Raw genomic sequence first — 25576 nt, 5'->3', positions numbered from 1 at the left:
GTTTTATACCGCTTAGTTCCGGGATGAAGTTTATGGAAAAAGTAAAAATTTATTGGCCGTCTTTACAAAACTCCGAAATTATTCAACCGCCATCAGCTTGCGGTATTCATCCCAGGCATACAAATCCGTCATCCCGCTGATATAGTCCTGAATAAGGCGGCAGCGATAATAATATTCCAGCACTGGCCACTGAACAGAATGGCGGTCTATCTTGCTAACCGCTTCGACGTAAGCAAGACGATGCCGGGTCGAAAGTTTATGGTACAAGCGGGATTCAATCGGTAAACGACGCACGCGTTCTTTTTCCACCAGCTCGCTAAATTCGTCGACCGATAATTGCAGCAACGGCCGATAAATTTCCAGCAAACCGCTTATCACCCGATATCCCTGTAACTCGAGCTGTTCAACATCGGGATGGCTGAACACATGGCGCATGGCAACATTCTTATACAGTTCAAGAAGTTGACTGAAATCGCTATCGTCCTCCAGCAGCGCATGATTGAATTCCCCGCTAAAAATCAACGGCAGATTATCAATAAAGCGTGAGGCCGCGTAGGGAACCAACTTATTTAGCGTGTTGACCCGCAAATACATAAAGAATTGGTCTTCTGTGCTGCGACTCAGTGAATTTGAGCGTGATTTTTCCCATGCATTTTCGACAACCTGAGCAAACAAAGAACCTTTTTCATGTTTTCCCCAGGCTTCATGAAGATGCTGATAAAGTTCCTCAACGCTGAATATTCTTTTCTCAACGGCGTCTTCAAGGTCGGCAACACAATAGGAAATATCGTCTGCGGCTTCCATTATCCAGGTTAAGGGGAAGCGGCCATTCGGCGTCAGTAAAAGTTCTTTACGCAGCCGTTCAATATAAACTTCTTCGGATAAATAATAGCCCGGCTTTTTCATCAAATAACTGTGTGAGGCCGGGGGGTCACCCATCCACCACGCCGGGCGCGTATATTTAAGGATGCACCCTACCTGCGCCCAGGTCAGGTTCATGCGCATCAGGGTATGCACCAGCCGGATGCCCTGCGCGTTCCCTTCAAAATGGCACAGATCCTGGCGAACCTTACGTCGCAGTTCGTTAAGCGTTTCTTCGCCTTCCCGCAAGCGCAGATCACGGACAACACAGCGGTCATCGCTTAGCGGCTGGCTGATGGCATCCGAGGGGAAAAGCCGCTGTTTGAACCAGTCATTAATGGCGGCCTCACCGAAATGGCCGAAGGGCGGGTTCCCGATATCGTGCATCAGGCAGGCCATCTCAACGATGCTTTCAAACGGGCCAGTCAACTCATCAAGGCCATACGTTTCCAGCAATCTCTGCTCTTTGAGACGGCTTAAAATCTCTTTGGCAATGTAGCGCCCCACCTGCTGCACTTCCATCGAGTGCGTCAGCCGGGTGCGCACTGCCGCGTTACGTTCGAGCGGGAACACCTGGGTTTTTTGTTGTAGGCGACGTATCGCGGGCGAGTTAATGATACGCCCACGATCGCTTTCAAAAATGCGCAGGATCTCGTGTTCACTCTTGTCTCCTTGCGGAGAACGGAAACGGCGATGCCAGTTAATCTTGGTGCGAAAATCGATCTGCGCCATGTGCTCCCCCGCGTGAGAAATGCGCTTCCACTAAAGCCCATGATAGACTATGCATCTTAACAAGGCACATCGCGAGTAAATCTATGAAAATCGGCATTATTGGTGCAATGGAAGAAGAAGTTACGCTGCTGCGTGACAAAATTGAGAACCGTCAGACCCTCTCTCTTGGTGGTTGTGAGATCTATACCGGCCAGCTGAATGGTGTTGAGGTTGCTCTGCTGAAATCAGGCATCGGTAAAGTTGCTGCTGCGCTTGGCGCGACACTGTTGCTGGAACGCTGCAAGCCAGATGTCATCATTAACACCGGTTCTGCGGGTGGCCTGGCACCAACGCTGAAAGTGGGTGATATCGTGGTCTCCGATGAAGCGCGTTACCACGATGCCGACGTTACCGCGTTTGGTTACGAATATGGCCAGCTTCCGGGTTGCCCGGCAGGTTTTAAAGCGGATGACAAACTGGTTGCTGCAGCAGAAAGCTGCATTGCCGAACTGAACCTCAACGCCGTGCGCGGTCTGATTGTCAGCGGTGATGCGTTCATCAACGGTTCCGTGGGCCTGGCGAAAATTCGTCACAACTTCCCTCAGGCGGTTGCCGTTGAGATGGAAGCCACTGCCATTGCGCACGTTTGCCATAACTTCAGCGTACCGTTCGTGGTGGTTCGTGCCATCTCCGACGTTGCCGATCAGCAGTCTCACCTGAGCTTTGATGAGTTCCTGGCCGTTGCGGCAAAACAATCTACCGTGATGGTAGAAACCCTGGTGCAGAAACTGGCACGTGGGTAAGAACACCCTTAGGGCGCTGGGCGCCCTGCTTCTGCTCGCACCGGCATGGCTTTACGCTGCGCCGCGTGTGATTACGCTCTCCCCCGCCAATACTGAACTGGCCTTTGCGGCCGGGATCACGCCCGTTGGCGTAAGCAGTTTTTCGGATTATCCCCCACAGGCCGCAGGCATCGAGCAAGTCTCGACATGGCAAGGTATGAACCTTGAACGCATTGTGGCGCTTAAGCCAGACGTGGTATTAGCCTGGCGCGGGGGTAATGCAGAGCGGCAAGTCAACCAGCTGAGCTCGCTGGGAATTAAGGTGATGTGGATTGATGCGGTCAGCATTGAGCAAGTTGCTCAGGCGCTGCGCAACCTGGCACCTTTCAGCCCTGCGCCGCAAAAAGCTGAGCTTGCCGCTCAAAATATGCTTCGCGACTATGCTGCATTAAAAGCGAAATACGATACAACCACGAAAAAACGCGTCTTCCTGCAATTTGGTAGCCAGCCGCTGTTTACCACCGGGCAAGGTTCTATCCAGAATCAGGTGCTGGAGGTCTGTGGCGGTGAAAATATTTTTGCTGCGAGCCGGGTGCCCTGGCCGCAGGTCAGCCGGGAACAGGTTCTGGCGCGACAGCCGCAGGCGATTGTGGTGGTCGGGAGTGCAAGCGAAATTCCTAAAGTTGAACAATTCTGGCAGGGCCAGTTAAAAATACCGGTGATACCACTAAACAGTGACTGGTTTGAACGCGCCAGCCCGCGTATTATCCTCGCCGCAAAACAGCTCTGCGCCGCACTGGCACAGAGTCATTAACGTAGATGTAGACCTGATCATTTCGAGGATTTAACGATGCTCGTGTATTGGCTGGATATTCTTGGCACAGCCGTTTTTGCTATCTCCGGCGTTCTGCTGGCCGGGAAATTACGCATGGATCCGTTTGGGGTGCTGGTATTGGGCGTGGTGACGGCTGTCGGTGGAGGAACAATCCGCGATATGGCACTGGCTAATGGCCCGGTGTTTTGGGTAAAAGACCCTACCGATCTGGTGGTGGCGATGGTCACTTGCCTGCTCACGATTGCGCTGGTGCGCCAGCCGCGCAGGCTGCCTAAATGGATACTGCCGGTACTGGATGCCGTAGGTCTTGCGGTGTTTGTCGGGATTGGCGTCAATAAAGCCTTCAATGCGGGCACGGGGCCAATGGTCGCTATCTGCATGGGCGTTTTAACGGGCGTCGGTGGCGGGATCATCCGCGACATTCTGGCACGTGAAGTCCCGATGATCCTGCGAACAGAAATCTACGCAACAGCCTGCATTGCTGGCGGAATTGTGCACGCCACGGCCTACTACACCTTTGCTTTACCGCTGGAAATCTCAGCCATGCTGGGGATGGTGGTGACGCTGGGGATACGTTTAGCGGCGATACGCTGGCACCTTAAATTGCCAACATTTGCGCTGGATGATAACGGAAGGTAAAAGCAAAACGGTAACCCAGGGGTTACCGTTTTTCGTGTTAGATACTGAAAGAAGAACCACACCCACAGGTGCTTGTCGCGTTCGGGTTGGTGACCACAAAGCGCGAACCTTCCAGACCTTCGCTGTAATCAACCGCACCGCCCACCAGATATTGCAGGCTCATCGGGTCAACCACCAGCGCAACGCCCTGTTTCTCGATAGTCATATCACCATCGTTAACCTGGTCGTCAAAGGTAAAACCATACTGGAAGCCGCTACAGCCGCCACCGGTAATATATACACGCAGTTTCAGATCCGGATTGTCTTCGTCGGCAATCAGGGTTTTCACTTTGTTGGCTGCGGCTTCGGTAAATTCCAGCGGCACAGCGACTACGTCATCACTCATCTTATGCTCCCATGAATACTGCTTACTGCGATTGGGCAAAAATCACCCAATTCTTTTTTTCATTATCTAATACCCTGGTAATTCATTCAAGTATTCTGCGTCGAGGCCTGTTCTGCCTCTTGTTTTGCCAGGGTACGAGCAAGAATGGTGGAGTATAGCGGTTTTCCACCCAGGAATTGGGCTAATAGTGTCGCCCCGAGACAGGTAATGATCATTGGCAAAATGAGCTGGTAATTGTCTGTCATTTCCAGGACCAGCACGATCCCGGTCAACGGCGCGCGCAGGGAAGCGGCCAGCAACGCCCCCATTCCGGCAACCGCGAATGTTCCCGCATCAAGGTGATACTCCGGGAATCCCGCGGCAGCGGCTGTGCCAAAAGCTGTCCCAAGCAAGGTGCCGAGCGCCAGCATTGGCGCAAAAATGCCTCCAGGCGCACCGGAGGAGAAGCAAAGAACCGTAGTGATCACGCGTGAGATAAACATAAATAGCAGCAGTCCAACGCTGAAATTACCCGCCGCCGCAATAGGGATAAGGCCAAAACCACCGCCAGCGGCGTTCGGTTCAATCACGCCGATGATGCCGCACATCCCGCCGAGCAGACCGCCCACCAGAACCCATTTGGTGGTATTCCCGCCGTGAATGCGCTGGAACATATCCTGAGCACGTAAGATAAGGGTGTTAAACAGAGGTCCGACAACACCAAAAACCATGCCGAGCACCAGATAGAGCCACAGGGTATTCACCGGCGCATTGGTGAGTTTACCCACCTCAATCACCGCACCTTCACCGTTAAAAATGCGAAAGACAATGCTCGACATAATGACGCCAGTAAACACCGCTTTAATTGAGATCAGGTTATAGCGAAACTGGGCGCGCATCTCTTCAATAATAAACAGGATCCCCGCCAACGGCGCATTGAACGCCGCAGAAAGCCCGGCCGCAGCCCCGGTTGCCAGCAACGTATGGCGCGCTTCGGCGCTGCGCATCCGGAACATGTCACCCACCATGCGCCCGATGTTCCCGCCGAGCTGTACCGTTGGCCCCTCTCGTCCGAGCACCATTCCTGCCCCCAGGGTGCCCATACCGCCGATAAATTTAACCGGGATCACCCGCCACCAGCGCACCGGGCGCAGCTCTTCAAGCGCCCCTTCAATCTCAGGAATACCCGAACCACCGGCCTCTGGTGCAAATTTACGTACCAGAAAATAGCCTGCCATGGCAAAAAGGGCAGACAAACCAAACGCCGACACCCAGACCAACCATCCGTTATCCGCATACCCTGCCACCGTGCCGATGCGCCAGTTGAGCACGGCATTCACCGCTTTCTCAAAGGCCACGCCAGCCAGCCCGGCAAGCGTACCCACCACGGCGGCGGCCAGCAAAATAGCCAGCGGTGTTTTGTCGCGATTGAGCAGCCGCCTGATGCTGATGCGGTGCCGTGCGCGCGCAAACTGTTGTTCTTCAAATGAGGGGATGTCTGCTTTCATTGCCTGTTCTTTTTAATCATACAAATCGCCGCACGGATTTTACCAGACACAGCTTCCGCGTCCCCTGAAAAATCCTTAACAATTGTTTATGCATTAATGGGGCAAAAATTTCATAACCTTCCGGGAATCACTTAGAATAGCCGCCTTAACTTATTTCTACGAACCAGGAATGACGCAATGAGCAAGTCTGAAAACCTCTACAGTGCAGCCCGCGAGCTTATCCCGGGGGGTGTGAACTCGCCTGTGCGCGCTTTTACCGGTGTAGGCGGCACGCCGCTGTTTATCGAACGTGCTGACGGCGCGTATCTGTATGATGTCGATGGCAAAGCCTATATTGATTACGTTGGCTCCTGGGGCCCGATGGTGCTGGGGCACAACCATCCGTCTATCCGCAATGCGGTCATTGAAGCGGCTCAGCGCGGCCTGAGCTTCGGCGCGCCAACCGAGATGGAAGTCAAAATGGCGGAGCTGGTGACCGAACTGGTGCCGACCATGGATATGGTGCGTATGGTGAACTCCGGTACGGAAGCCACCATGAGCGCTATCCGCCTGGCGCGTGGTTTTACCGGCCGCGACAAAATTATCAAATTTGAAGGCTGCTACCACGGTCATGCAGACTGTCTGCTGGTGAAAGCCGGTTCTGGCGCCCTGACGCTGGGCCAGCCGAACTCCCCGGGCGTACCTGCCGACTTCGCCAAACACACCCTGACCTGCACCTATAACGATCTTAGCTCCGTTCGCGCAGCTTTCGAGCAATATCCGCAAGAGATTGCCTGCATCATCGTTGAACCGGTTGCAGGCAACATGAACTGCATCCCACCTCAGCCTGAGTTCCTGCCTGGCCTGCGCGCACTGTGCGACGAATTCGGCGCGCTGCTGATCATCGATGAAGTGATGACCGGTTTCCGCGTAGCACTGGCGGGTGCCCAGTCTTATTACGACGTTGAACCAGACCTGACCTGCCTTGGCAAAATCATCGGCGGCGGGATGCCGGTCGGCGCGTTTGGTGGTCGTAAGGACGTGATGGAAGCGCTGGCGCCAACCGGGCCGGTTTACCAGGCGGGTACGCTCTCTGGTAACCCTATCGCGATGGCCGCGGGCTTCGCCTGTCTAAACGAAGTGGCGCAACCGGGTATCCACAAAACCTTGACCGACCTGACCACGCAGCTGGCAAACGGCCTGCTGAACGCCGCAGAAGAGACAGGTATTCCATTGGTAGTGAACCACGTGGGCGGGATGTTCGGGATCTTCTTCACCGATGCAAAAACCGTGACCTCTTATCAGGACGTGGTGAAGTGCGATGTTGAACGCTTTAAGCGTTTCTTCCACCTGATGCTGGAAGAAGGTGTGTATCTGGCGCCGTCTGCCTTTGAAGCGGGCTTTATGTCTGTGGCGCACAGCAAAGAAGATATCAACAACACCATCGACGCAGCGCGTAAGGTGTTTGCGAAGTTGTAATTATGTGCCGCCTGATACCCTCTCCCACAGGGAGAGGGTGAAACACATCCTACCGACTCTGCTTTCTCAGCAGATAAATAAAGTACGGCGCACCGATAAAGGTGGAAAGCAGTCCTGCCGGGATCTGATACGGAAACAGCACCATCCTGCCGCACCAGTCCGCAAAGACCAGCATCACCCCACCAGTGAGAGCAGACATCACAATATGCGGCATTGTCCTGCGAAACCCCATCATTCTGGCGATATGCGGCGCCATTAATCCCACGAAACTCAATGGACCAATGGTCATGGTGGCCGTTGCCGTCAGACATGCTGCCAGCAGCAGCAGAGCCACGCGCGCAGGCGTCAGCGCCATCCCCACCGCACGGGCGGCTTCACCGCCCAGTGGCAGAATGGTCATCCAGCGGCGACACAGCGGTACAATTGCCAGCAGCACAATCATGACCAGACCGGTGTGAACCACCTGGCTGCCAGTAGCGCTATAGGTTGAACCGGAAATCCAGGTCAGGATCTGCGCCATACGCGGATCGCCGCTCGCCTGTAGCATCATCAGCAGCATCGTAAACGCGGTGCTGAGCGCCATCCCGGCAAGCAACATGCGGTGAGGAGAAAATCCTCCACGCCCGGAAGCGACCAGAATGACCAGCAGCGTGGCCGCCGCGCCAATACTCCCCGCAGGCATTAACCAGCCGAAGGCATTCCCCGGCACCAGGAACAGCATCAACACCACGCCAAACGCCGCGCCTGAGCTAATACCCAGCACTTCCGGGCTTGCCATCGGGTTACCCGTCAGACGCTGGATAATGCACCCCGCGACAGCCAGCATCACCCCCGCGATAAGCGCCGCGAAGATACGCGGCCAGCGCCATTGCAGCAATTCATTGAGCAAATCACCGGTAGCCCAGTGCCAACCGGTTGCATCGCGCCCCAAAGAGAGCGCCGCAAAGGAAGCCAGCAGCAGTACGGCCAGGCCCACCAGGCTAAACCACAGCACCGACTGACGCTCAGCATACACTTTATCGCCCGCATCCATTGCCGGGGCGCTGATGCTGCGCAGACGCGGCAGCAGCCACAGCAACAGCGGCGCGCCGATAAGCGCCGTCACCGAACCGGTGGACACTTCCATCCAGACGCGCGCCAGCCAGAGAATAATCTGATCGGAAAGCCAGAGGATCAGCGCACCAATCAGCGGAGCCAGCATCAGACGCGCCAGCAGACGCCGCGCGCCGAGCATTTTCGCCAGCAGCGGCGCAAATAGCCCGATAAAACCGATAATCCCTACCGCATTGACCAGCAACGCGCTGAGCACAATCGCCAGCGTCAGTGCCGCCAGACGCGCCAGCGATAACGCCAGGCCCAGGTTGCGCGCCACGCCGTCATCCAGTCCCATCAGCGTTAACGGACGCAGCAGCAGCAGAGTCAGCAGCACACCACCAATCAGCTGCGGCCACAGGCGCTCAACAACGCTCCAGTCAGTCTGGGTAAGGGTGCCGGTACTCCACAAGAACATGCTTTGCAGCTGGTCGTGATGGAACAGTACCAGCATCTGATTAATCGCCCCACAGTAAAGGCTGACCACCAGCCCGGCCAGGATCAACGTAACCGGTGAAAGACGTTTCCCCCAGGCCACGCCAAAGACCAGCGCACCCACCACACATGCACCTGCCAGTGCTGCAAACTGCGAGGTTAACGCACCGGGCAACGCCCACAGTGTCGTAATGGTGATCCCAAGCTGGGCACCAGTCGCCACGCCAAGCGTGGTTGGCTCTGCCAGTGGGTTACGCAAGACCTGCTGGAATAAGACGCCCACCAGCCCCAGCCCTGCCCCCACCAACAGCGAAATGGCCAGACGCGACAACAGGCTGTAGTGGAAGAGCATTTGCTGAATATTGTCGATGTCTGGCGCAGTCAGCGCAGCGCCCCACTGCCCTCGCGGGAGTGCCGTTGACAGGTTGAAGGCGGTTAATGCCAGCGCGACAAGGAAAATGACCGTCAGCAATAGCGCCGGAAAACGCGCGATACGCGAACTCATGCTTTGCCCCCCAGCGCGCCATCCAGTACACGGGCAAAATGCATGGCCGAAAGCGTTGCACCGTAGAACCACACTGCCGGAACCCGCTGGAATCGCTGCTCGCGTACAAACGGCATGGCCTGCCAGAGCGGGGTAGACATCAGTTTTTGCATTTCTCGTTCGTTGCCGTGATCAAAGCACAGCACATCCACATCGCGAAACGCCGCCAGGCGGTCGATCCCAACGGTCGTACTGCCCCAGAAGGTCATTTCCCCGTCCCAGGCGTTGCGAATACCAAAGCTATCAAGCACTTCCTGGAACAGGCAGTTTTGCCCAAACACCAGCATATGACGGGCATCCAGCAGGGTTACCATCAGAAGCGGGCGTTCACCGCGGCGAGCAAACCGCGGTTTCAGGCTGTCGTTCAGGGCGTCGAATTCGTCGAGATGCTGTTTCGCTGCCGCCTCGCGGTTCAGGAAGTGCGCCATCTCGTTGACGGAATTTCTCGCCATCGTCAGCGGCTTTTTACCATCGCTGAAGGAAAAACCACGCCCGGGTGCAATGCGCGCCATTGTCGCTTCCGACGGGCCATAACCCGCAGACCAGAACAGGAAAGAGGGTTTCATCTGCGTGAGCAACTCGAGGTTTGGCTCCGTTCGCAGGCCAATATCAATAACCGACGCAGGCAGTTTTGGTTCGTTCACCCACAGGTTGTAGTTGGGGATATCGGCAACGCCATACGGCGTAACACCCAGCGCCAGCATCAGCTCAACCGGCAGCCATTCCAGTGCCACAATACGATGGGGGTCGATAGCGGCAGCCCGCGCCGTGTTCATTTTTAACAGCAGCGGTGAGAGCGCTATCGCCGTCAGTAAGCGACGGCGACTAATCATTGGATCCAGCATCAGTACACGAAGCTCACCGGTGCAGCCCCGGCAGGGTGAGGCAAAATACCCATTGGAATACCGTAAATGTGCTCTAACGTTTCGCTGCGCATCAGTTCAGATGGCGTGCCCTGGGCGATCATCTCGCCACCACGCAGGGCGACAAGATAGTCACAGTAACGTGCCGCCATGTTGATATCGTGCAATACGGCAATCACCGTCAGACCACGCTGCTGGCTTAAGCGATGCACCAGCGCCAGCACGTCGACCTGGTGGGCAATATCCAGCGCAGAGGTCGGTTCATCAAGCAGCAGGCAGCGGCTGTCCTGGGCGACCAGCATCGCAATCCACGCGCGCTGACGTTCACCACCGGAAAGGCTGTCCACCAGGCGGTGCGCCAGCGGTTTTAACCCGACCAGTGAGATGGCCTCTTCGACTTTCTCTCTGTCGGCCATGCCAAAACGCCCGAGCGCGCCGTGCCACGGATAACGCCCAATCGCCACCAGTTCACGCACCGTCATCCCTTCCGCCTGCGGCAACTGCTGCGGCAGATAGGCCACCTTGCGGGCAAAGGCTTTGCTGTTCCAGCTATCAAGCGGTTGTCCGTCCAGCAGAATGTCACCCTCTGAAGGAGGCTGATGGCGTCCGAGCATCTTGAGTAACGTTGATTTACCGGAACCATTGTGACCAATGAGCCCAGTGACTTTACCTGCGGGGAACGTCAGAGAGAGCGGATGCAGCAAGGTGCGCCCGGGTACGCGAAAGGAGAGATTATTGAGCGTAAAGGTGGTGTCGGATTGCGTCTTAATATCCTGCATGTCAGCCAACTTAAATAAACAGGGCACGGTAAACCGTGCCCATAGAGAGATTAGAAGCGGAAGGTCGCGGTAGCCACAACCTGACGTCCTGCGCCCCAGTAGCAAGCGTACTCGCTATAGCAGCTGGAGACATACTCACGGTCAAAGATGTTATTCACGTTGACGCCAACGGAAGAGCCAGGCAGGCCAAAGCGCGCCAGATCGTATTTCACCGTTGCATCCGCCAGGGCATAGCCTGCGACATTAAATGACTGGTAAGCTTTTGAAGATGCGGCTGAATAGTAGGATACCGTGTTACCAATGTAACGGGTACCCGCACCAACGGTCAGGCCGCTCAGTGCCGTCTCGTGGAAGGTATAATCCGCCCACAGGGAGGCCATGTTACGTGGTACTTCCGCCGGACGACGGCCTTCATACCAGGTATCGTGGGTATATTCAGCATCGGTGTAGCTATAAGACGCCGTGACATCGATGTTGGCATTGACGGCTGCCTTAGCTTCAAGTTCGAAACCACGTGAACGAATTTCACCGCCCTGCACGCTAAAGCCGCTGGTCGGGTTCGCCGGGTCGGCAGTCAGGTTGTTGTTTTTGGTCAGCTGGTACACCGCCGCCGTCACGACAACCGGAAGATCTTTCGGTACATATTTCACACCCACTTCGTACTGCTTGCCGCGCGCCGGATCGAACGGTTTACCGCCCTGCGTGGTTCCTGAAATCGGCTCGAAGGATTCGCTGTAGCTGAAGTACGGCGTGATACCGTTGTCGAACAGGTAGTTAATACCGCCACGCCAGGTAAATGCCTGATCGTTAATTTCTGCGGTGGTTCCGGTGGTACGGGTCAGCGCAGAGGTTTTAGCGAAGTCGTAGCGGCCACCCATGGTCAGCACCCACTTATCCCATTCAGCCTGGTCCTGAGCATACAGGCCAGTTTGTTCCTGACGGTTAAGCACTTTGTACAGGTAGTACACGTCAACATTTGGGTTGCCATACGCAGGCTTGGTCATGCTGATCGGGTCAGCTGTGCCATAGTCAGCATCAATGTCATTACGCATACGAAGGTAATCGACACCGGTTAACAGGGTATGATCAACGGCGCCGGTCGCAAATTTGGACTGAAGCTGAGTATCAACGGTGAAGGAGTTAAGATCTTCATCGGAACGGACGTATGCGCGGCTGATTTGCGCTGGTGCAATATAGCCGCTGCCGTAGACAGAACGATAAAGCGTGTTGATTTTGGTGTAACGCAGGTTTTGACGCACGGTAAAGGTGTCGTCAAACTGATGCGAGAAGCTGTAGCCCACCATTTTCTGACGACGGGAGATTTTGTTGTCTTCCTCGCCTTCGTTAAAATCGGTCGGCAGCTTGTGCGCTTTGCCGTTGGCATCATAGTAAGGCACAACGGTACCTTCCCGCGGCAACCAGCCGTAATAACCCGCATCCGGATCGCTCTGGAAGTTGCTCAGGAAAGTGAAGTCTGTTTTATCATCCGGGCGCCAGCTGAAGGAAGGCGCAATGGCATAGCGGGTGGATTTCACCATCTCCTGCTGCGCATTTTCACTGCGTCCCAGGCCGGTCAGGCGGTAGGACCACACGCCGTAGTCATCAATGGCATCGCTGAAATCGAACCCGGTTTGCCACAGGTTATCGGTGCCCATTTTGAACTGGATTTCTTTCAGTGGCTCGGTTGTTGGTCGCTTACTGACCATGCTCACCACGCCACCCGGGTGGCTTTTGCCGTACAGCACGGAGGTCGGGCCACGCAGCAGTTCAACGCGTTCCAGGAAATACGGATCCATGGACGCTTCAGAATAGTTATCGCCCTGTAGTTTCATCCCATCCAGATATTGGTTGGTATTGACGGTGCTGGAAGTGGTGAAACCACGGATAGAAACCACGTCATAAGTGGTAGATGAACCGCGAGTCGCAAAAACGCTTGGCGTATAGGCCAGTGCCTGCTTCACCGTACCCGGCTGTTTCATGTCCATCTCTTCACGTGTCACCACGGAAATAGACTGCGGGGTTTTCTCAATAGGTGTATCGGTTTTGGTCGCCGTTGCGGTACGTTTTGCCGCAATCGTTGGAGCTGGACCCCATGCACTTTCCTGCGCAGCCGGAGCGGCGGTCACAGTGATGGTATCTTCCTTTTTCGGGGTATCGGCGGCCTGCGCATAAGCAGACATGCCGGCAACCGCTGTGGCTACGACAACTGCGATTTTACGCAGCGACGTGTTGATTGGCTGAGCAGTATTGGAAAGCGCCATGTTGAATCTCTGATGTAAAAGTGAATGATAACGTAAACGAGAATTATTATTATGACCGCAGCATAATAGGTGAAACGCTGGCGGTATAGCAAGCAGTATGCGGCCCTACAAGAATTAAGGGTTTAAGAATTAATCAAGAGAAAACGAAGGGTTAATCAGAGTTAAAACTGGGGTTAACAAAATGAAGGATACAGGTGAAAAAAATACCCCCTTCCGTGGAAGGGGGTATTGAAGGCGTTAGTTACTGCCGAACATGTCTTTGATCCAGCCTGCGACACCGTCGCTGTCTTTCTTCTCATTCTGCTGCTGCGGCGGCTGTTGTTGCTGCTGCTGCTGCGGTTGCTGCTGCTGAGAATTCGAATCAAATGGATTACCAGGCTGCTGAGGCTGGCTCTGCTGGCACAGTGAATCCGGGTTCGTTGTCCAGACAGGCAATGAACGCATCCCGCCGCCACAAACAAAGTTACCGGAATCATCCACACCCATATCAACGACATCTTCCGGTGCAACCAGATTCAGCGGTACCGGGGACTGATTTGCCAGATAACGCTGGTAAATCGACATTGCCCCGCTCGCGCCGTACAGCTTGGTTGGCTGGTTGTTATCGCGCCCTACCCAGGTGATCACCACTTCACGGCCATCAATACCGGCAAACCAGGTATCGACGTTGTTGTTGGTGGTCCCGGTTTTACCCGCAAGATGCAGGCCAGGGTACTTAGCACCCAACTGACGCCCCGTACCACGCTGTACAACCTGCTGCATGGTCCAGAGTGTCATGTAGGCTGCCTGCGCCGGAACCACGCGCTCCGCCTGCGGGAAGCTCTGATACAGCACGGAACCATCTTCAGCAATGACTGAACGCAGGGCGGAAAGTTGCGCCCGGTTACCGCCACTGGCGATGGTCTGGAACGCCTGCGCCACTTCGATTGGCGTCAGGTTCAGCGCACCGAGGATCATCGCCGGAACCGGGTTCAGCTGCTCTTTAGGCACACCAAGCTTCTGCCAGGTATCCGTAATTGCCGGCAGGCCCAGCGCCATACCCAGGTTCACCGTTGGCACGTTCATGGAACGCGTCAGGGCATCCACCAGCATAACCTGGCCACTGAACTGTTTGTCATCGTTCTGCGGCGACCACACCTGGCCATTAGGCTGGCGCAGGGAGATTGGCGCATCGGCAATCCAGGTGTTCAGACGGTACTGATTTGGCTGGCTGAGCGCGGTGAGATAGGTCGCCGGTTTTGCCAGAGAACCAATCGAACGACGCGCCTGCATTGCACGGTTATAGCCCGCAAACTGCGGCTCTGCCCCGCCCACCATCGCGCGAACTTCGCCGGTGTTACGGTCAACCACCACCATTGCAGTTTCAAGGTCACTCAGCTTGCGCTGTTTTTTCAGCGCCGGAATGCCGTCAACTGCTGCTTTCTCCGCCGCATCCTGAGCCACTGAATCGAAGGTGGTAAAGATCTTCACGCCGGAAAGATCTTTCACTTTATCGCCGAGCTTGCTCTGCAATTCCTGGCGAACCAGCTGCATAAAGGCAGGTTGAGGAGAGATAACACCACCGCGCGGCTGCACACCCAGAGGGCGAGCGCTCAGCATGTCGTACAGCTCCTGATCGATAACCTGCTGTTGTTGCAGCAGACGCAGCACCAGGTTACGACGCTCCAGCGCCAGCTTCGGATTACGCCACGGGTTATAGATGGACGCACCTTTAACCATGCCCACCAGCAGTGCCTGCTGGTCGAGGCTCAGCTCTTCAACCGGGCGGCCAAAGTAATACAGGCTCGCCAGCGGGAAGCCGCGGATTTCGTTATCACCGCTCTGACCGAGGTACACCTCGTTCATATACAGCTCAAGAATACGATCCTTGCTGTAGCGCGCATCCATCAACACAGCCATGTACGCTTCGTTGGCTTTACGCCAGTAGGAGCGCTCGCTGGAGAGGAACAGGTTCTTCACCAGCTGCTGGGTCAAAGTACTCGCCCCCTGCACCGTACGTCCGGCTGTCAGGTTGGCCAGCACCGCACGACCGATGGAGTAAAGGCTGATACCGTCATGCTCGTAGAAGTGACGGTCTTCGGTTGCCAGCAGGGTATCCACCAGCAGATCCGGGAAGCCGTTACGTGCCACGAACAGGCGCTGTTCGCCATTCGCAGAAGAGAGCATGGTGATAAGACGCGGATCGAGTCGGAAGAAACCGAACTGGCGGTTGCTATCCATGTTCTCGATGGTGTCCAGACGATCGCCATCAAAGGTCAGACGCGCGCGCACCTGGCCTTCTTTACTGTCCGGGAAATCGAACGGACGGCGGATCATTTCGATGCTTTTCGCCTGCACGGTAAATTCGCCAGGACGGGTCATCTTCGACACCTGGCGATACTGTGTGGCTTCAAGCAGTTTTACCATCTCGTTCTTGCTGATCGACATATCTGGCTCAAGGTTCACCATGCGACCATATACTGCCGCAGGCAACTGCCAGACTTTACCGTCGATACGGCTACGGATCTTCTGATCCAGATACACGCCGTAGATAGCCATCAGAACAACAAAAACAATGAACAGCTTCACCAACAGCCAGAACCAGCCGCGTTTTCCACGAGGCTTACGCCCTTTGCCTTTTCCTTTACGCGGCATCGGATCTTCATCCTCATAATCGTCTTCATAGTCATCATCGTAATCTTCATCTTTACGACGACGGCTCACCTTTTCTTTCGCCGGGCGCGCAGGTTTCCCTTTACGTCCTATTGGCTCGCGGTCATTCCCCGCCATGCTTTTTCTCCGCAACATTCAGGCGCAAAGGCCAGATTCTCTTTTCTTCCACATCACCGTGAAAGAAGAAATCTCTCAAAATTGTTTTCTCCCTCTCCCAGTGGGAGAGGGCTGGGGTGAGGGCATCAGGCCGCACTCATCATCCCCTTTCACGAATATTTCTTTGTCCGCCTTGTCGGCGCCGTATTCGCCGGGTCATCCGGCCATACGTGTTTGGGGTAACGCCCCTTCATCTCTTTTTGCACTTCACGGTAACTCCCCGCCCAGAACGCGCTCAGGTCGCGGGTTATCTGCAAAGGTCGGTGCGCAGGAGACAACAGCTCCAGCACCAGTGACACACGCCCTTTTGCAATGGACGGTGTGTTCGCCTCGCCAAACATCTCCTGCATCCTGACAGCCAGCGCAGGGGGATTATCCTCGTGATAACGAATGGCAATCCGGCTTCCGGTCGGCACAGTGTAATGCCCAGGCAGTTCACTATCCAGACGTTGACGTAATGACCAGTCCAGTAAATTCTGTAACGCGTCCTTAACATCCAGAGCTTTTAGTGCCTTCAGCGAGTGTACACCGCTCATTTGCGGCAGTAGCCAGCGCTCCAGAGAAGCCAGAAGCGTCTCATCATCAACAGCGGGCCAGTCATCTTCCGGCAGCCACTGCGCCGCACAGTGCAGGCGAATGCGATACTGCTCAGCCTCTGGCGTCCAGTTCAGCACGCTCAGCCCCTTTTCCCGAATGCCGTTAAGCATTGCCTGATGCAGTTCGTCTTCGGACGGTTTGGCCAGCGGTTTTGTGCCGAGGGTGAGCTTGCCTATCTGGCTGCGACGAAACGCCTTCAGCGTCCCCTGCACATCATCCCATTCAACCGTATCGGATTGCTGAAGCAACTGCGGACACGCCCGCGTCAGGGCATCAATATCGACCGCAATGGCCTGTAGGATCCGCGCATCCGGGGACTGGCTGCCCTGCAATAATAGGGGGGCAATAAGCCATTCGTGCCGGGTGAGGGCATCATCGCTGTCCAGCATCGCTCCCATGCCGTTTGCCAGCTGGTAACGCCCGTCCAGACCACGACGCCGGGCGACTCTGTCCGGGAACGCCTGCGCCAGCGCGCTGGCAATACGACTGCTGTCCGGTGTTCCGCCACGGCTGTTGAGCCGCCGGCAAAGCTGCTGCGCCCGCTGCTGCCAGTTTGGCTGATTGCGTGAAAACGCCATCGCCAGGTCGCTATTTCCGCCGCGCGGTGGCTCCTCCAGAATCGCCGCCAGCTTTGCCGCCGTGGCAATGTCATCATCATCCTTTGCCGCCACCAGCATGGCAGCCAGACGAGGATCATTGCCCAACGCGGCCATTTTCTGCCCCAGCGTGGTTAAGCGGCTGCCATCCAGCGCCCCCAGCCGGGTCAGCAAGGTACGGGCAGCCGCCAGGTTCACCGCAGGTGGCGGGTTCAGCCAGGTCAACTGAGCCGGATCCGGGCAGCCCCACTGCAACAGATCCATGACCAGGCCGGAAAGATCGCTTTGTAAAATTTCAGGGGTACTTTGCTGCACCGCGCGCTCGGCCTGCTCTGCGCTGGTGAGATGCACACAGATCCCGGGCTCCAGTCGCCCTGCGCGGCCTGCGCGTTGGATCATCGAGGCCTGGCTTATCCGCTGCGTGAGCAGCTTTGTCAGCCCGGTACGCGGATCAAAACTGGCGACGCGCTCCTGGGCGCAATCCACCACCAGGCGAATGCCTTCAATGGTTAAACTGGTTTCGGCAATATTGGTTGCCAGCACCACTTTACGCTGCCCGGCAGGGGCCGGAAGAATGGCCTTACGCTGTTCATTTAACGACAACGCCCCGTACAGCGGGCAGAGCACCACATCGCTCCCCACGCGGGTTGCCAGTTGTTCCTGCACGCGCTGGATTTCCCCCACGCCGGGTAAAAACAGCAGCAGCGAGCCCGACTCCTGTCGCAGTAGCTCTGCGGTAGCAATCGCGACAACTTCATCAAAGCGCTGATGCGTGGTCAGCGGCTGATATCGACGTTCAACCGGGAAAGCACGCCCCGCGGAGACGATAACCGGCGCATCAGGTAAGGCTTGCTGTAATCGCTCGTTATCCAGCGTGGCCGACATAATCAGCAGTTTGAGATCGTCACGCAGCCCCTGCTGCACGTCCAGCAGCAGCGCCAGGGCCAAATCGGCCTGTAGGCTACGTTCATGGAATTCATCCAGAATGACCAGACTGATGCCGGTGAGTTCAGGATCGTTTTGCAGCATCCGGGTGAGGATCCCCTCGGTGACCACTTCCAGCCGCGTGGCCGGGCCAACGCAGGTTTCGGCACGCATTCGATAGCCTACCGTTTCACCCGGTTTCTCGTTCAGCAGCTCTGCCAGACGTTGTGCCACATTGCGCGCAGCCAGTCTTCGCGGCTCCAGCAGGATGATTTTCCCGTGCAGATTTGCGTCTTTGAGGATCTGTAGCGGTAGCCAGGTTGATTTCCCCGCCCCCGTGGGCGCGTTAAGCAACACCTGCGGGGCATGTTGTAAAGCAGCAAGCAGCTCAGGAATTACGACGGCGACTGGCAATGAGGACACTAACAGCTCCAGAGGGTTAACATTAGTCGGCGTACATTGTAGCATCGCCACATATCATTACCGAGTCCCCTGTATGTCTGAGTCGAAACGACTGTTTTTCGCCATTGAACTGCCCCCCACTATTCAACGCCAGATTGTTCGCTGGCGTGCAAGCCATTTCCCGCAGGAAGCAGGCCGACCTGTTGTCGCGGCAAACCTGCACCTGACGCTGGCCTTTCTGGGCGATGTAAGCGCTGAAAAGCAGCGCGCCTTAGCGTCGATGGCAGGACGTATTAGCCAGCCCGGGTTTACACTGCACCTGGATGATGCTGGCCAGTGGCTGCGCTCCCGGGTGGTATGGCTCGGGACTCGCCAGCCGCCGCGCGGTTTGTTGCAGCTGGCCAACATGCTACGGGCACAGGCCGCGCGCAGCGGTTGCTATCAAAGCCCGCAGCCTTTTCATCCCCATATTACCCTGCTGCGCGACGCCAGCCATGCAGTGGCCATTCCGCCGCCGGGTTTCCACTGGTCTTTTCCGGTGGATACGTTCGCGCTTTATGAATCTGTCTTTGCAAAAGGACGCACCCGATACACGCCTGTACAGCGCTGGACGCTGGGCGACACCGTAAGGAATTCCGATGAAGTTTAGCCCCGCGCTTCAACACGCCACGCTCATTCAACGCTACAAACGCTTTCTCGCGGACGTTGTGACGCCTGAAGGAGAACAGCTGACGCTGCACTGCCCCAATACCGGTGCCATGACCGGTTGCGCAACCCCGGGTGACACTATCTGGTATTCGACATCAGAAAATACTAAACGCAAATATCCCCATACCTGGGAGATGACGCAGACGCAACAAGGGGCATTTATTTGTGTCAACACATTGCGAGCGAACCAATTAGTTAAGGAAGCCCTGATCGAAGGAAATATTCCTGAACTAGTGGGTTACAGCGTTCACAAAAGCGAAGTGAAATATGGCGAAGAAGGCAGCAGAATTGACTTTATGTTACAGGCGGAAGATCGGCCTGAGTGCTATATTGAAGTAAAATCAGTGACGTTAGCGGAACAAGAAAACGGCTACTTCCCGGATGCAGTAACGCTACGTGGACAAAAGCATCTGCGGGAGTTGATGAGTGTAGCGGCGGCGGGCAAGCGCGCCGTATTGCTGTTTGCAGTATTGCACTCGGCAATTGAACAATTTTCTCCTGCCCGCCATATCGATCCCAAGTACGCGCAATTGTTGAATGAGGCACAAAAGCAGGGGGTGGAGGTTTTCGCTTATAAAGCGGAACTTTCTGCCGATAATATGACTCTGAGATCCTCTCTCCCCGTGGTCTTATAAAGGGAGTAGTCGATTGATTATTATGTGTTCTGGTCGCGTGCGCAAATACGCTTTTCCTCACAGGCTTGTCAAGTGTTACGTATAGATAATTGCCATTCGGAATAGCATCTGCTATTTATAGCGACCTGATTTTTCCCCCAAAACGGGGATCGATAGTGCGTGTTAAGGAGAAGCAACATGCAAGAAGGGCAAAACCGTAAAACATCGTCCCTGAGTATTCTCGCCATCGCTGGGGTGGAGCCGTATCAAGAGAAACCGGGCGAAGAGTATATGAACGAAGCCCAGCTGTCGCACTTCAAGCGTATTCTTGAAGCATGGCGTAATCAACTCAGGGATGAAGTCGATCGCACCGTTACACATATGCAGGATGAAGCTGCAAACTTCCCGGACCCGGTAGACCGTGCCGCTCAGGAAGAAGAGTTCAGCCTCGAACTGCGTAACCGTGACCGCGAACGCAAACTGATCAAAAAGATCGAGAAAACGTTGAAAAAGGTCGAGGACGAAGATTTCGGATACTGCGAATCCTGCGGTGTTGAAATTGGTATTCGCCGTCTGGAAGCGCGTCCAACCGCCGATCTGTGCATCGACTGTAAAACGCTGGCTGAAATCCGCGAAAAACAGATGGCCGGTTAATCCCAGCCCTGTATTCACTGTAAAGGCGGGAGTCTCTCCCGCCTTGTTACTGTTGATATGTCTGAATCACACTATATTGGGCGCTTTGCGCCATCTCCTTCCGGTGAATTACACTTCGGCTCTTTAATAGCCGCCCTTGGCAGCTACCTGCAAGCTCGTGCAAACCAGGGTATCTGGCGTGTACGCATCGAAGATATTGATCCTCCGCGTGAAGTTCCCGGTGCGGCAGAAACTATCCTGCGTCAGCTGGAACATTACGGCCTTCACTGGGACGGTGAGGCTCTCTGGCAGTCAAAGCGGCACGACGCTTATCGCGAACGTCTGGCGTGGCTCTATGAGCAAGGGCTTTCGTACTATTGCACCTGTACCCGTGCGCGTATTCAGAGCGTGGGGGGCGTCTATGACGGCCATTGCCGTACGCTCGGTCATGGCCCGGAAAACGCAGCCGTCCGCCTGGTCCAGCATTTCCCTGTGACCCGTTTCCACGATCAATTATCGGGCGACATTCAGGCTGATGAGCGCCTGGCGCGCGAGGATTTCATCATCCACCGTCGCGATGGTTTATTTGCTTATAATTTAGCCGTTGTCGTGGACGACCATTTTCAGGGCGTGACGGAAATAGTGCGTGGTGCTGATTTAATTGAGCCAACGGTGCGGCAAATATCGCTGTATCAGCAATTTGGCTGGGCTGCCCCGAAATATATTCATTTGCCGCTGGCGCTGAATGCGCAGGGAAATAAGCTGTCGAAGCAAAACCACGCCCCTGCTCTGCCAGATGGCGATCCACGGCCCGTTTTGATCGACGCGCTGCGATTTCTCAACCAGAATATAACAAGCGAATGGCAGGACCTGAGTATTGATGAATTGCTGAAATTAGCCGTTGCTAACTGGACACTCGAAACAGTGCCAAAAATCCAGCATTCTCAAATGCGTTATGCTGAGCTATGATTAGCCGCTTTTTTCATAACAAAACACACTACGAGGTGTACTATTTTTACCCGAGTCGCTAATTTTTGCCGTAAGGTGCTAAGCCGGGAAGAGAGCATGGCTGAAGAGGCTATTGCACAAACCCATATGTCGGTTATTCCGCGTGAGCAGCACAATATTTCTCGCAAAGATATCAGTGAAAATGCCCTCAAGGTGCTCTATCGTTTGAATAAAGCAGGCTACGAGGCCTATCTCGTTGGCGGTGGGGTTCGCGATTTACTGCTGGGCAAAAAACCAAAAGATTTTGACGTGACGACCAGTGCCACGCCAGAGCAGGTGCGTAAATTATTCCGCAACTGCCGGCTGGTTGGCCGCCGCTTCCGTCTTGCTCACGTTATGTTTGGGCCTGAAATTATTGAAGTTGCCACCTTCCGTGGCCACCACGAAGGCAACCCCGCAGACCGAACCACGTCTCAGCGCGGCCAGAACGGGATGCTGCTGCGCGACAACATCTTTGGCTCTATTGAAGAAGATGCCCAGCGTCGCGATTTCACCATTAACAGCCTTTATTACAGCGTGGCGGATTTCACTGTCCGTGATTACGTGGGTGGAATGCAGGATCTGAAAGCAGGTCTGATTCGCCTGATAGGTACACCAGAAACGCGCTACCGCGAAGATCCGGTGCGAATGCTGCGTGCCGTACGTTTTGCTGCCAAGCTGAATATGCGTATCAGCCCGGAAACCGGTGAGCCCATCCCGCGCCTGGCAACGCTGATTAACGATGTCCCGCCTGCACGCCTGTTTGAAGAAGCGCTGAAACTGCTGCAAGCTGGTTACGGGTTTGAAACCTACAACCTGCTGCGCGAATACAGCCTGTTCCAGCCGCTGTTCCCGACCATTACCCGTTACTTCACGGAAAACGGCGACAGCTCGATGGAGCGCATCATTGCGCAGGTGCTGAAGAATACTGACACCCGTATTCACAATGATATGCGCGTGAACCCTGCGTTCCTGTTTGCTGCAATGTTCTGGTATCCGTTACTGGAAACTGCGCAGAAAATTGCCCAGGAAAGCGGTCTGGCCTATTACGATGCATTTGCGCTGGCCGCAAATGACGTGCTGGACGAAGGCTGCCGGACGCTGGCCATTCCAAAACGCATTACCACGCTGGTGCGTGATATCTGGCAGCTTCAGTTGCGTATGTCACGTCGTCAGGGTAAACGTGCCTGGAAGCTGATGGAGCATCCTAAATTCCGCGCCGCGTTCGACCTTTTATCCCTGCGCGCTGAAGTTGAGAAGAATCAGGAATTGCAACGCCTGGCACAGTGGTGGGGAGAATTCCAGGTCTCTGCGCCACCAGAGCAAAAAGGGATGCTGACCAGTCTGGATGAAGAGCCAGAACCACGTCGTCGCCACCGTCGCCCGCGTAAGCGCGCGCCACGTCGCGAAGGCACGGCATGACCCTTGCGTATATCGCTATCGGCAGCAATCTCGCGTCTCCACTGGAGCAGGTGAATGCTGCCGTTCAGGCGCTGGGCGAGATCCCTGAAAGCCGCATCATCGCGGTATCCTCTTTCTACCGCACGCCACCGCTGGGGCCGCAGGATCAACCCGATTACCTGAATGCCGCCGTGGTGCTGGAAACCGCCCTTGCCGCCGAAACGCTGCTGGACAACACCCAGCGTATCGAATTGCAGCAGGGTCGCGTGCGCAAAGCCGAACGCTGGGGGCCGCGGACACTGGATCTCGATATCATGCTGTTCGGCCATGACGTTATTACCACTGAACGTCTGACAGTTCCGCATTACGATATGAAAAATCGCGGGTTTATGCTCTGGCCGCTGTTTGAAGTTGCCCCAGACCTGACCTTCCCTGATGGCATTTCCCTGAAAGCCATTCTGGAAAGCCTTAACGCGGAAAAACCCTCCCGCTGGTAACCCCGTTTTTTTATCGATTAACCACTAAACAATTGTGGTTAATCGATTACCTAAAATCATTGTTCCCTCGAATGTTACTGATAGAATGCGCAAAGATTCGCTTTGGCTATCAGGAAACCGTATGAAACCAACCACCATCTCCTTGCTGCAAAAATGCAAACAGGAAAAGAGACGCTTCGCCACCATCACCGCATATGACTACAGCTTCGCCAAACTGTTTGCCGAAGAAGGGATCAACGTCATGTTGGTCGGAGACTCGTTAGGGATGACGGTACAGGGACATGATTCCACCCTGCCTGTAACGGTAGAGGATATTGCTTACCACACCCGTGCTGTGCGTCGTGGCGCACCCGCATGTCTGCTTCTTTCCGACCTGCCGTTTATGGCCTATGCCACACCTGAGCAGGCGTTTGAAAATTCAGCGGCAGTGATGCGTGCTGGCGCCAACATGGTCAAGATTGAAGGCGGTGCCTGGCTTGTGGACACAGTGAAAATGCTGACCGAACGCGCCGTCCCCGTGTGCGGGCACCTGGGCCTGACGCCACAGTCGGTGAACATCTTTGGCGGCTACAAAGTACAAGGCCGTGGCGATGCCGCACAGACGCTGTTTGATGATGCCGTGGCGCTGGAAGCCGCCGGTGCGCAGTTATTGGTGCTGGAGTGCGTTCCTGTCGAGCTGGCAAAACGCATCACCGAGGCGCTCACCATTCCGGTTATCGGGATTGGCGCGGGCAACGTCACCGATGGTCAGATCCTGGTCATGCACGACGCGTTTGGCATTACGGGTGGACATATCCCTAAATTTGCCAAAAATTTCCTGACCGATGCGAGCGACATGCGCGCGGCGGTCAGGCAGTATATTGCCGACGTTGAATCCGGTGTGTATCCGGGTGAAGAACACAGTTTCCATTAAGGAGTCTCGTTGTGCTAATCATTGAAACCCTGCCGCTGCTGCGCCAGCATATCCGCAGAGCACGTCAGGAAGGTAAACGTATCGCACTGGTCCCAACCATGGGCAACCTGCATGACGGCCACATGAAGCTGGTCGATGAGGCGGGAGCCCGTGCAGACATCGTGGTGGTCAGTATTTTCGTTAACCCAATGCAGTTTGACCGCGCTGACGACCTGGCGCGCTACCCGCGCACCCTGCAAGAAGATTGCGAAAAACTGAAGAAACGCCATACGGACATCGTTTTCTCTCCGGCACCTGCCGATGTGTACCCACAGGGTACAGAAGAAGCGACTTACGTCGATGTCCCGGGGATTTCGACCATGCTGGAAGGCGCAAGCCGTCCGGGTCATTTCCGTGGCGTCTCAACCATCGTCAGCAAGCTTTTCAACCTGGTACAGCCAGATATTGCCTGTTTTGGTGAGAAAGACTTCCAGCAACTGGCACTGATCCGCAAAATGGTTGCGGATATGGGTTACGACATTGAAATCGTTGGCGTGCCGATTGTGCGCGCGAAAGATGGCCTGGCGCTGAGCTCCCGCAACGGTTACTTAACCGCAGACCAGCGTAAAATCGCGCCGGGTGTGAGTAAGGTCATGAATACCATGGCGGAACAACTGCTGGCGAAAGAGCTGACCGCAGAAGAGATTATCGCCCTTGCCGAACAGGCGCTTAACGAGAAAGGTTTCCGTTCTGACGATGTGCAGATCCGCGACGCCGATACCCTGCTGGAGCTGACTGAGTCCAGCAAACGAGCGGTTCTCCTGGTGGCTGCGTGGTTGGGTCAGGCGCGCCTTATCGACAATAAAGTGGTTGAGCTGGCGTAGTAGACACCGACTAAAAATCGGGCAATACTGCGCGCGTATTTGCTGGGAATAAATCCCCTCACCTGCCCTCTCTTCGCATATGAGAGGGTAAAGCATGATGATTAAAGGTAGACGTAATGATTCGCAAAATGCTGCAAGGTAAGCTTCACCGTGTGAAAGTCACTCAGGCCGACCTGCACTATGAAGGCTCCTGCGCGATCGATCAGGATTTCCTCGACGCGGCGGGTATTCTTGAAAACGAAGCTATTGATATCTGGAACGTGAACAACGGCAAACGCTTCTCTACTTACGCCATCGCGGCTGAACGCGGTTCCAAAATCATCTCCGTCAACGGCGCTGCCGCGCACTGCGCTGACGTGGGTGATATCGTGATTATCGCAAGCTTCGTCATGATGTCTGACGAAGAAGCGCGCCGCTGGCAGCCAAAAGTCGCCTACTTCGAAGGCGACAATGACATGAAACGTACCGCGAAAGCGATCCCGGTTCAGGTTGCCTGATAGC

The 25576-nt window shown here is 55.3% G+C and carries 22 protein-coding genes; 13 read left to right on the top strand and 9 right to left on the bottom strand.

What is annotated here, in order from left to right; translation table 11 throughout:
- Positions 1 to 78: 78 nt before the first annotated feature.
- Complete coding sequence (dgt, locus tag ACT9TW_RS09265) at positions 79 to 1593, bottom strand: dGTPase (protein WP_446492211.1); 1515 nt, start codon at positions 1591 to 1593, stop codon at positions 79 to 81.
- 83 nt (positions 1594 to 1676) lie between these two features.
- Here dgt and mtnN point away from each other — a divergent pair, with 83 nt between their 5' ends.
- The 3 genes from mtnN to ACT9TW_RS09250 are packed head-to-tail and all read left to right on the top strand — an operon-like array spanning position 1677 to position 3828.
- The gene (gene mtnN / locus ACT9TW_RS09260; RefSeq protein WP_166717914.1) at positions 1677 to 2375 is read left to right on the top strand and encodes a 5'-methylthioadenosine/S-adenosylhomocysteine nucleosidase; all 699 of its coding nucleotides are present in this window, start codon (positions 1677 to 1679) and stop codon (positions 2373 to 2375) included.
- On the top strand, positions 2368 to 3168 hold the full coding sequence (gene btuF, locus ACT9TW_RS09255) for a vitamin B12 ABC transporter substrate-binding protein BtuF (RefSeq protein ID WP_446492210.1): 801 nt from the start codon (positions 2368 to 2370) through the stop codon (positions 3166 to 3168). The genes mtnN and btuF overlap by 8 nt, the downstream gene beginning before the upstream one ends.
- A 36-nt stretch (positions 3169 to 3204) precedes the next feature.
- Complete coding sequence (locus tag ACT9TW_RS09250) at positions 3205 to 3828, top strand: TRIC cation channel family protein (protein WP_446492209.1); 624 nt, start codon at positions 3205 to 3207, stop codon at positions 3826 to 3828.
- A 37-nt stretch (positions 3829 to 3865) separates the two neighbouring features.
- Here ACT9TW_RS09250 and erpA read toward each other — a convergent pair whose 3' ends face one another.
- Both erpA and clcA read right to left on the bottom strand, forming a co-directional pair.
- On the bottom strand, positions 3866 to 4213 hold the full coding sequence (gene erpA, locus ACT9TW_RS09245) for an iron-sulfur cluster insertion protein ErpA (protein WP_014068960.1): 348 nt from the start codon (positions 4211 to 4213) through the stop codon (positions 3866 to 3868).
- 86 nt (positions 4214 to 4299) lie between these two features.
- Positions 4300 to 5700: a H(+)/Cl(-) exchange transporter ClcA gene (clcA, locus tag ACT9TW_RS09240; RefSeq protein ID WP_446492208.1), complete on the bottom strand. Its 1401-nt coding sequence runs from the start codon at positions 5698 to 5700 to the stop codon at positions 4300 to 4302.
- A 177-nt stretch (positions 5701 to 5877) separates the two neighbouring features.
- Here clcA and hemL point away from each other — a divergent pair, with 177 nt between their 5' ends.
- Positions 5878 to 7158: a glutamate-1-semialdehyde 2,1-aminomutase gene (hemL, locus tag ACT9TW_RS09235; protein ID WP_259834749.1), complete on the top strand. Its 1281-nt coding sequence runs from the start codon at positions 5878 to 5880 to the stop codon at positions 7156 to 7158.
- 49 nt (positions 7159 to 7207) lie between these two features.
- Here hemL and fhuB read toward each other — a convergent pair whose 3' ends face one another.
- The 6 genes from fhuB to hrpB all read right to left on the bottom strand — a co-directional run bounded on the left by fhuB (position 7208) and on the right by hrpB (position 18480).
- Complete coding sequence (fhuB, locus tag ACT9TW_RS09230) at positions 7208 to 9190, bottom strand: Fe(3+)-hydroxamate ABC transporter permease FhuB (RefSeq protein ID WP_446492207.1); 1983 nt, start codon at positions 9188 to 9190, stop codon at positions 7208 to 7210.
- Positions 9187 to 10074 (bottom strand): Fe(3+)-hydroxamate ABC transporter substrate-binding protein FhuD, encoded by an 888-nt coding sequence (gene fhuD / locus ACT9TW_RS09225; protein ID WP_446492206.1) that lies wholly within the window; start codon positions 10072 to 10074, stop codon positions 9187 to 9189. Before fhuD ends, fhuB begins: the two co-directional genes overlap by 4 nt.
- Positions 10074 to 10871, bottom strand: coding sequence for a Fe3+-hydroxamate ABC transporter ATP-binding protein FhuC (gene fhuC / locus ACT9TW_RS09220; protein WP_446492205.1), 798 nt, complete (start codon positions 10869 to 10871; stop codon positions 10074 to 10076). The genes fhuD and fhuC overlap by 1 nt, the downstream gene beginning before the upstream one ends.
- 50 nt (positions 10872 to 10921) lie before the next feature.
- On the bottom strand, positions 10922 to 13132 hold the full coding sequence (fhuA, locus tag ACT9TW_RS09215; protein ID WP_446492204.1) for a ferrichrome porin FhuA: 2211 nt from the start codon (positions 13130 to 13132) through the stop codon (positions 10922 to 10924).
- Between the two features lie 237 nt (positions 13133 to 13369).
- Positions 13370 to 15901 (bottom strand): bifunctional glycosyl transferase/transpeptidase, encoded by a 2532-nt coding sequence (gene mrcB, locus ACT9TW_RS09210; RefSeq protein WP_446492203.1) that lies wholly within the window; start codon positions 15899 to 15901, stop codon positions 13370 to 13372.
- Positions 15902 to 16050: 149 nt separating this feature from the next.
- Complete coding sequence (gene hrpB, locus ACT9TW_RS09205; protein WP_446492202.1) at positions 16051 to 18480, bottom strand: ATP-dependent helicase HrpB; 2430 nt, start codon at positions 18478 to 18480, stop codon at positions 16051 to 16053.
- Between the two features lie 73 nt (positions 18481 to 18553).
- Here hrpB and thpR point away from each other — a divergent pair, with 73 nt between their 5' ends.
- The 9 genes from thpR (at position 18554) to panD (ending at position 25572) form a co-directional block, all read left to right on the top strand.
- Positions 18554 to 19108 (top strand): RNA 2',3'-cyclic phosphodiesterase, encoded by a 555-nt coding sequence (thpR, locus tag ACT9TW_RS09200; protein WP_446492201.1) that lies wholly within the window; start codon positions 18554 to 18556, stop codon positions 19106 to 19108.
- Positions 19098 to 19802 (top strand): DNA/RNA nuclease SfsA, encoded by a 705-nt coding sequence (gene sfsA / locus ACT9TW_RS09195; protein WP_446492200.1) that lies wholly within the window; start codon positions 19098 to 19100, stop codon positions 19800 to 19802. The genes thpR and sfsA overlap by 11 nt, the downstream gene beginning before the upstream one ends.
- 177 nt (positions 19803 to 19979) lie before the next feature.
- The gene (gene dksA / locus ACT9TW_RS09190; RefSeq protein WP_001155232.1) at positions 19980 to 20435 is read left to right on the top strand and encodes an RNA polymerase-binding protein DksA; all 456 of its coding nucleotides are present in this window, start codon (positions 19980 to 19982) and stop codon (positions 20433 to 20435) included.
- A gap of 57 nt (positions 20436 to 20492) precedes the next feature.
- Positions 20493 to 21383 (top strand): tRNA glutamyl-Q(34) synthetase GluQRS, encoded by an 891-nt coding sequence (gene gluQRS, locus ACT9TW_RS09185; protein WP_446492199.1) that lies wholly within the window; start codon positions 20493 to 20495, stop codon positions 21381 to 21383.
- Positions 21384 to 21425: 42 nt separating this feature from the next.
- Entirely contained in the window at positions 21426 to 22823 is a 1398-nt protein-coding gene (pcnB, locus tag ACT9TW_RS09180) for a polynucleotide adenylyltransferase PcnB (RefSeq protein ID WP_182063523.1), read from the top strand.
- A complete protein-coding gene (gene folK / locus ACT9TW_RS09175) occupies positions 22820 to 23299 on the top strand; it encodes a 2-amino-4-hydroxy-6-hydroxymethyldihydropteridine diphosphokinase (protein ID WP_446492198.1) in 480 nt (159 codons plus the stop codon). Before pcnB ends, folK begins: the two co-directional genes overlap by 4 nt.
- A gap of 121 nt (positions 23300 to 23420) precedes the next feature.
- Positions 23421 to 24212: a 3-methyl-2-oxobutanoate hydroxymethyltransferase gene (panB, locus tag ACT9TW_RS09170; protein ID WP_446492197.1), complete on the top strand. Its 792-nt coding sequence runs from the start codon at positions 23421 to 23423 to the stop codon at positions 24210 to 24212.
- 11 nt (positions 24213 to 24223) lie between these two features.
- Positions 24224 to 25075, top strand: coding sequence for a pantoate--beta-alanine ligase (panC, locus tag ACT9TW_RS09165; protein WP_446492196.1), 852 nt, complete (start codon positions 24224 to 24226; stop codon positions 25073 to 25075).
- Between the two features lie 116 nt (positions 25076 to 25191).
- Positions 25192 to 25572: an aspartate 1-decarboxylase gene (gene panD, locus ACT9TW_RS09160; protein ID WP_006810068.1), complete on the top strand. Its 381-nt coding sequence runs from the start codon at positions 25192 to 25194 to the stop codon at positions 25570 to 25572.
- The last annotated feature ends 4 nt before the right edge of the window (positions 25573 to 25576 follow it).

The sequence above is a fragment of the Enterobacter sp. C4G1 genome, from assembly GCF_052886895.1.
The sequence above is the reverse complement of the archived record's forward strand: the minus strand, read 5'-3'. Positions and strand labels throughout refer to the sequence as shown.

Coding starts and splice junctions, on each gene's coding strand:
- erpA (WP_014068960.1), bottom strand. CDS start 4,213: ATGAGTGATGACGTAGTCGCTGTGCCGCTGGAATTTACCGAAGCCGCA.
- dgt (WP_446492211.1), bottom strand. CDS start 1,593: ATGGCGCAGATCGATTTTCGCACCAAGATTAACTGGCATCGCCGTTTC.
- folK (WP_446492198.1), top strand. CDS start 22,820: ATGACCCTTGCGTATATCGCTATCGGCAGCAATCTCGCGTCTCCACTG.
- dksA (WP_001155232.1), top strand. CDS start 19,980: ATGCAAGAAGGGCAAAACCGTAAAACATCGTCCCTGAGTATTCTCGCC.
- ACT9TW_RS09250 (WP_446492209.1), top strand. CDS start 3,205: ATGCTCGTGTATTGGCTGGATATTCTTGGCACAGCCGTTTTTGCTATC.
- panD (WP_006810068.1), top strand. CDS start 25,192: ATGATTCGCAAAATGCTGCAAGGTAAGCTTCACCGTGTGAAAGTCACT.
- fhuB (WP_446492207.1), bottom strand. CDS start 9,190: ATGAGTTCGCGTATCGCGCGTTTTCCGGCGCTATTGCTGACGGTCATT.
- sfsA (WP_446492200.1), top strand. CDS start 19,098: ATGAAGTTTAGCCCCGCGCTTCAACACGCCACGCTCATTCAACGCTAC.
- fhuD (WP_446492206.1), bottom strand. CDS start 10,074: ATGCTGGATCCAATGATTAGTCGCCGTCGCTTACTGACGGCGATAGCG.
- clcA (WP_446492208.1), bottom strand. CDS start 5,700: ATGAAAGCAGACATCCCCTCATTTGAAGAACAACAGTTTGCGCGCGCA.
- mrcB (WP_446492203.1), bottom strand. CDS start 15,901: ATGGCGGGGAATGACCGCGAGCCAATAGGACGTAAAGGGAAACCTGCG.
- thpR (WP_446492201.1), top strand. CDS start 18,554: ATGTCTGAGTCGAAACGACTGTTTTTCGCCATTGAACTGCCCCCCACT.
- mtnN (WP_166717914.1), top strand. CDS start 1,677: ATGAAAATCGGCATTATTGGTGCAATGGAAGAAGAAGTTACGCTGCTG.
- hemL (WP_259834749.1), top strand. CDS start 5,878: ATGAGCAAGTCTGAAAACCTCTACAGTGCAGCCCGCGAGCTTATCCCG.
- gluQRS (WP_446492199.1), top strand. CDS start 20,493: ATGTCTGAATCACACTATATTGGGCGCTTTGCGCCATCTCCTTCCGGT.
- fhuC (WP_446492205.1), bottom strand. CDS start 10,871: ATGCAGGATATTAAGACGCAATCCGACACCACCTTTACGCTCAATAAT.
- panB (WP_446492197.1), top strand. CDS start 23,421: ATGAAACCAACCACCATCTCCTTGCTGCAAAAATGCAAACAGGAAAAG.
- fhuA (WP_446492204.1), bottom strand. CDS start 13,132: ATGGCGCTTTCCAATACTGCTCAGCCAATCAACACGTCGCTGCGTAAA.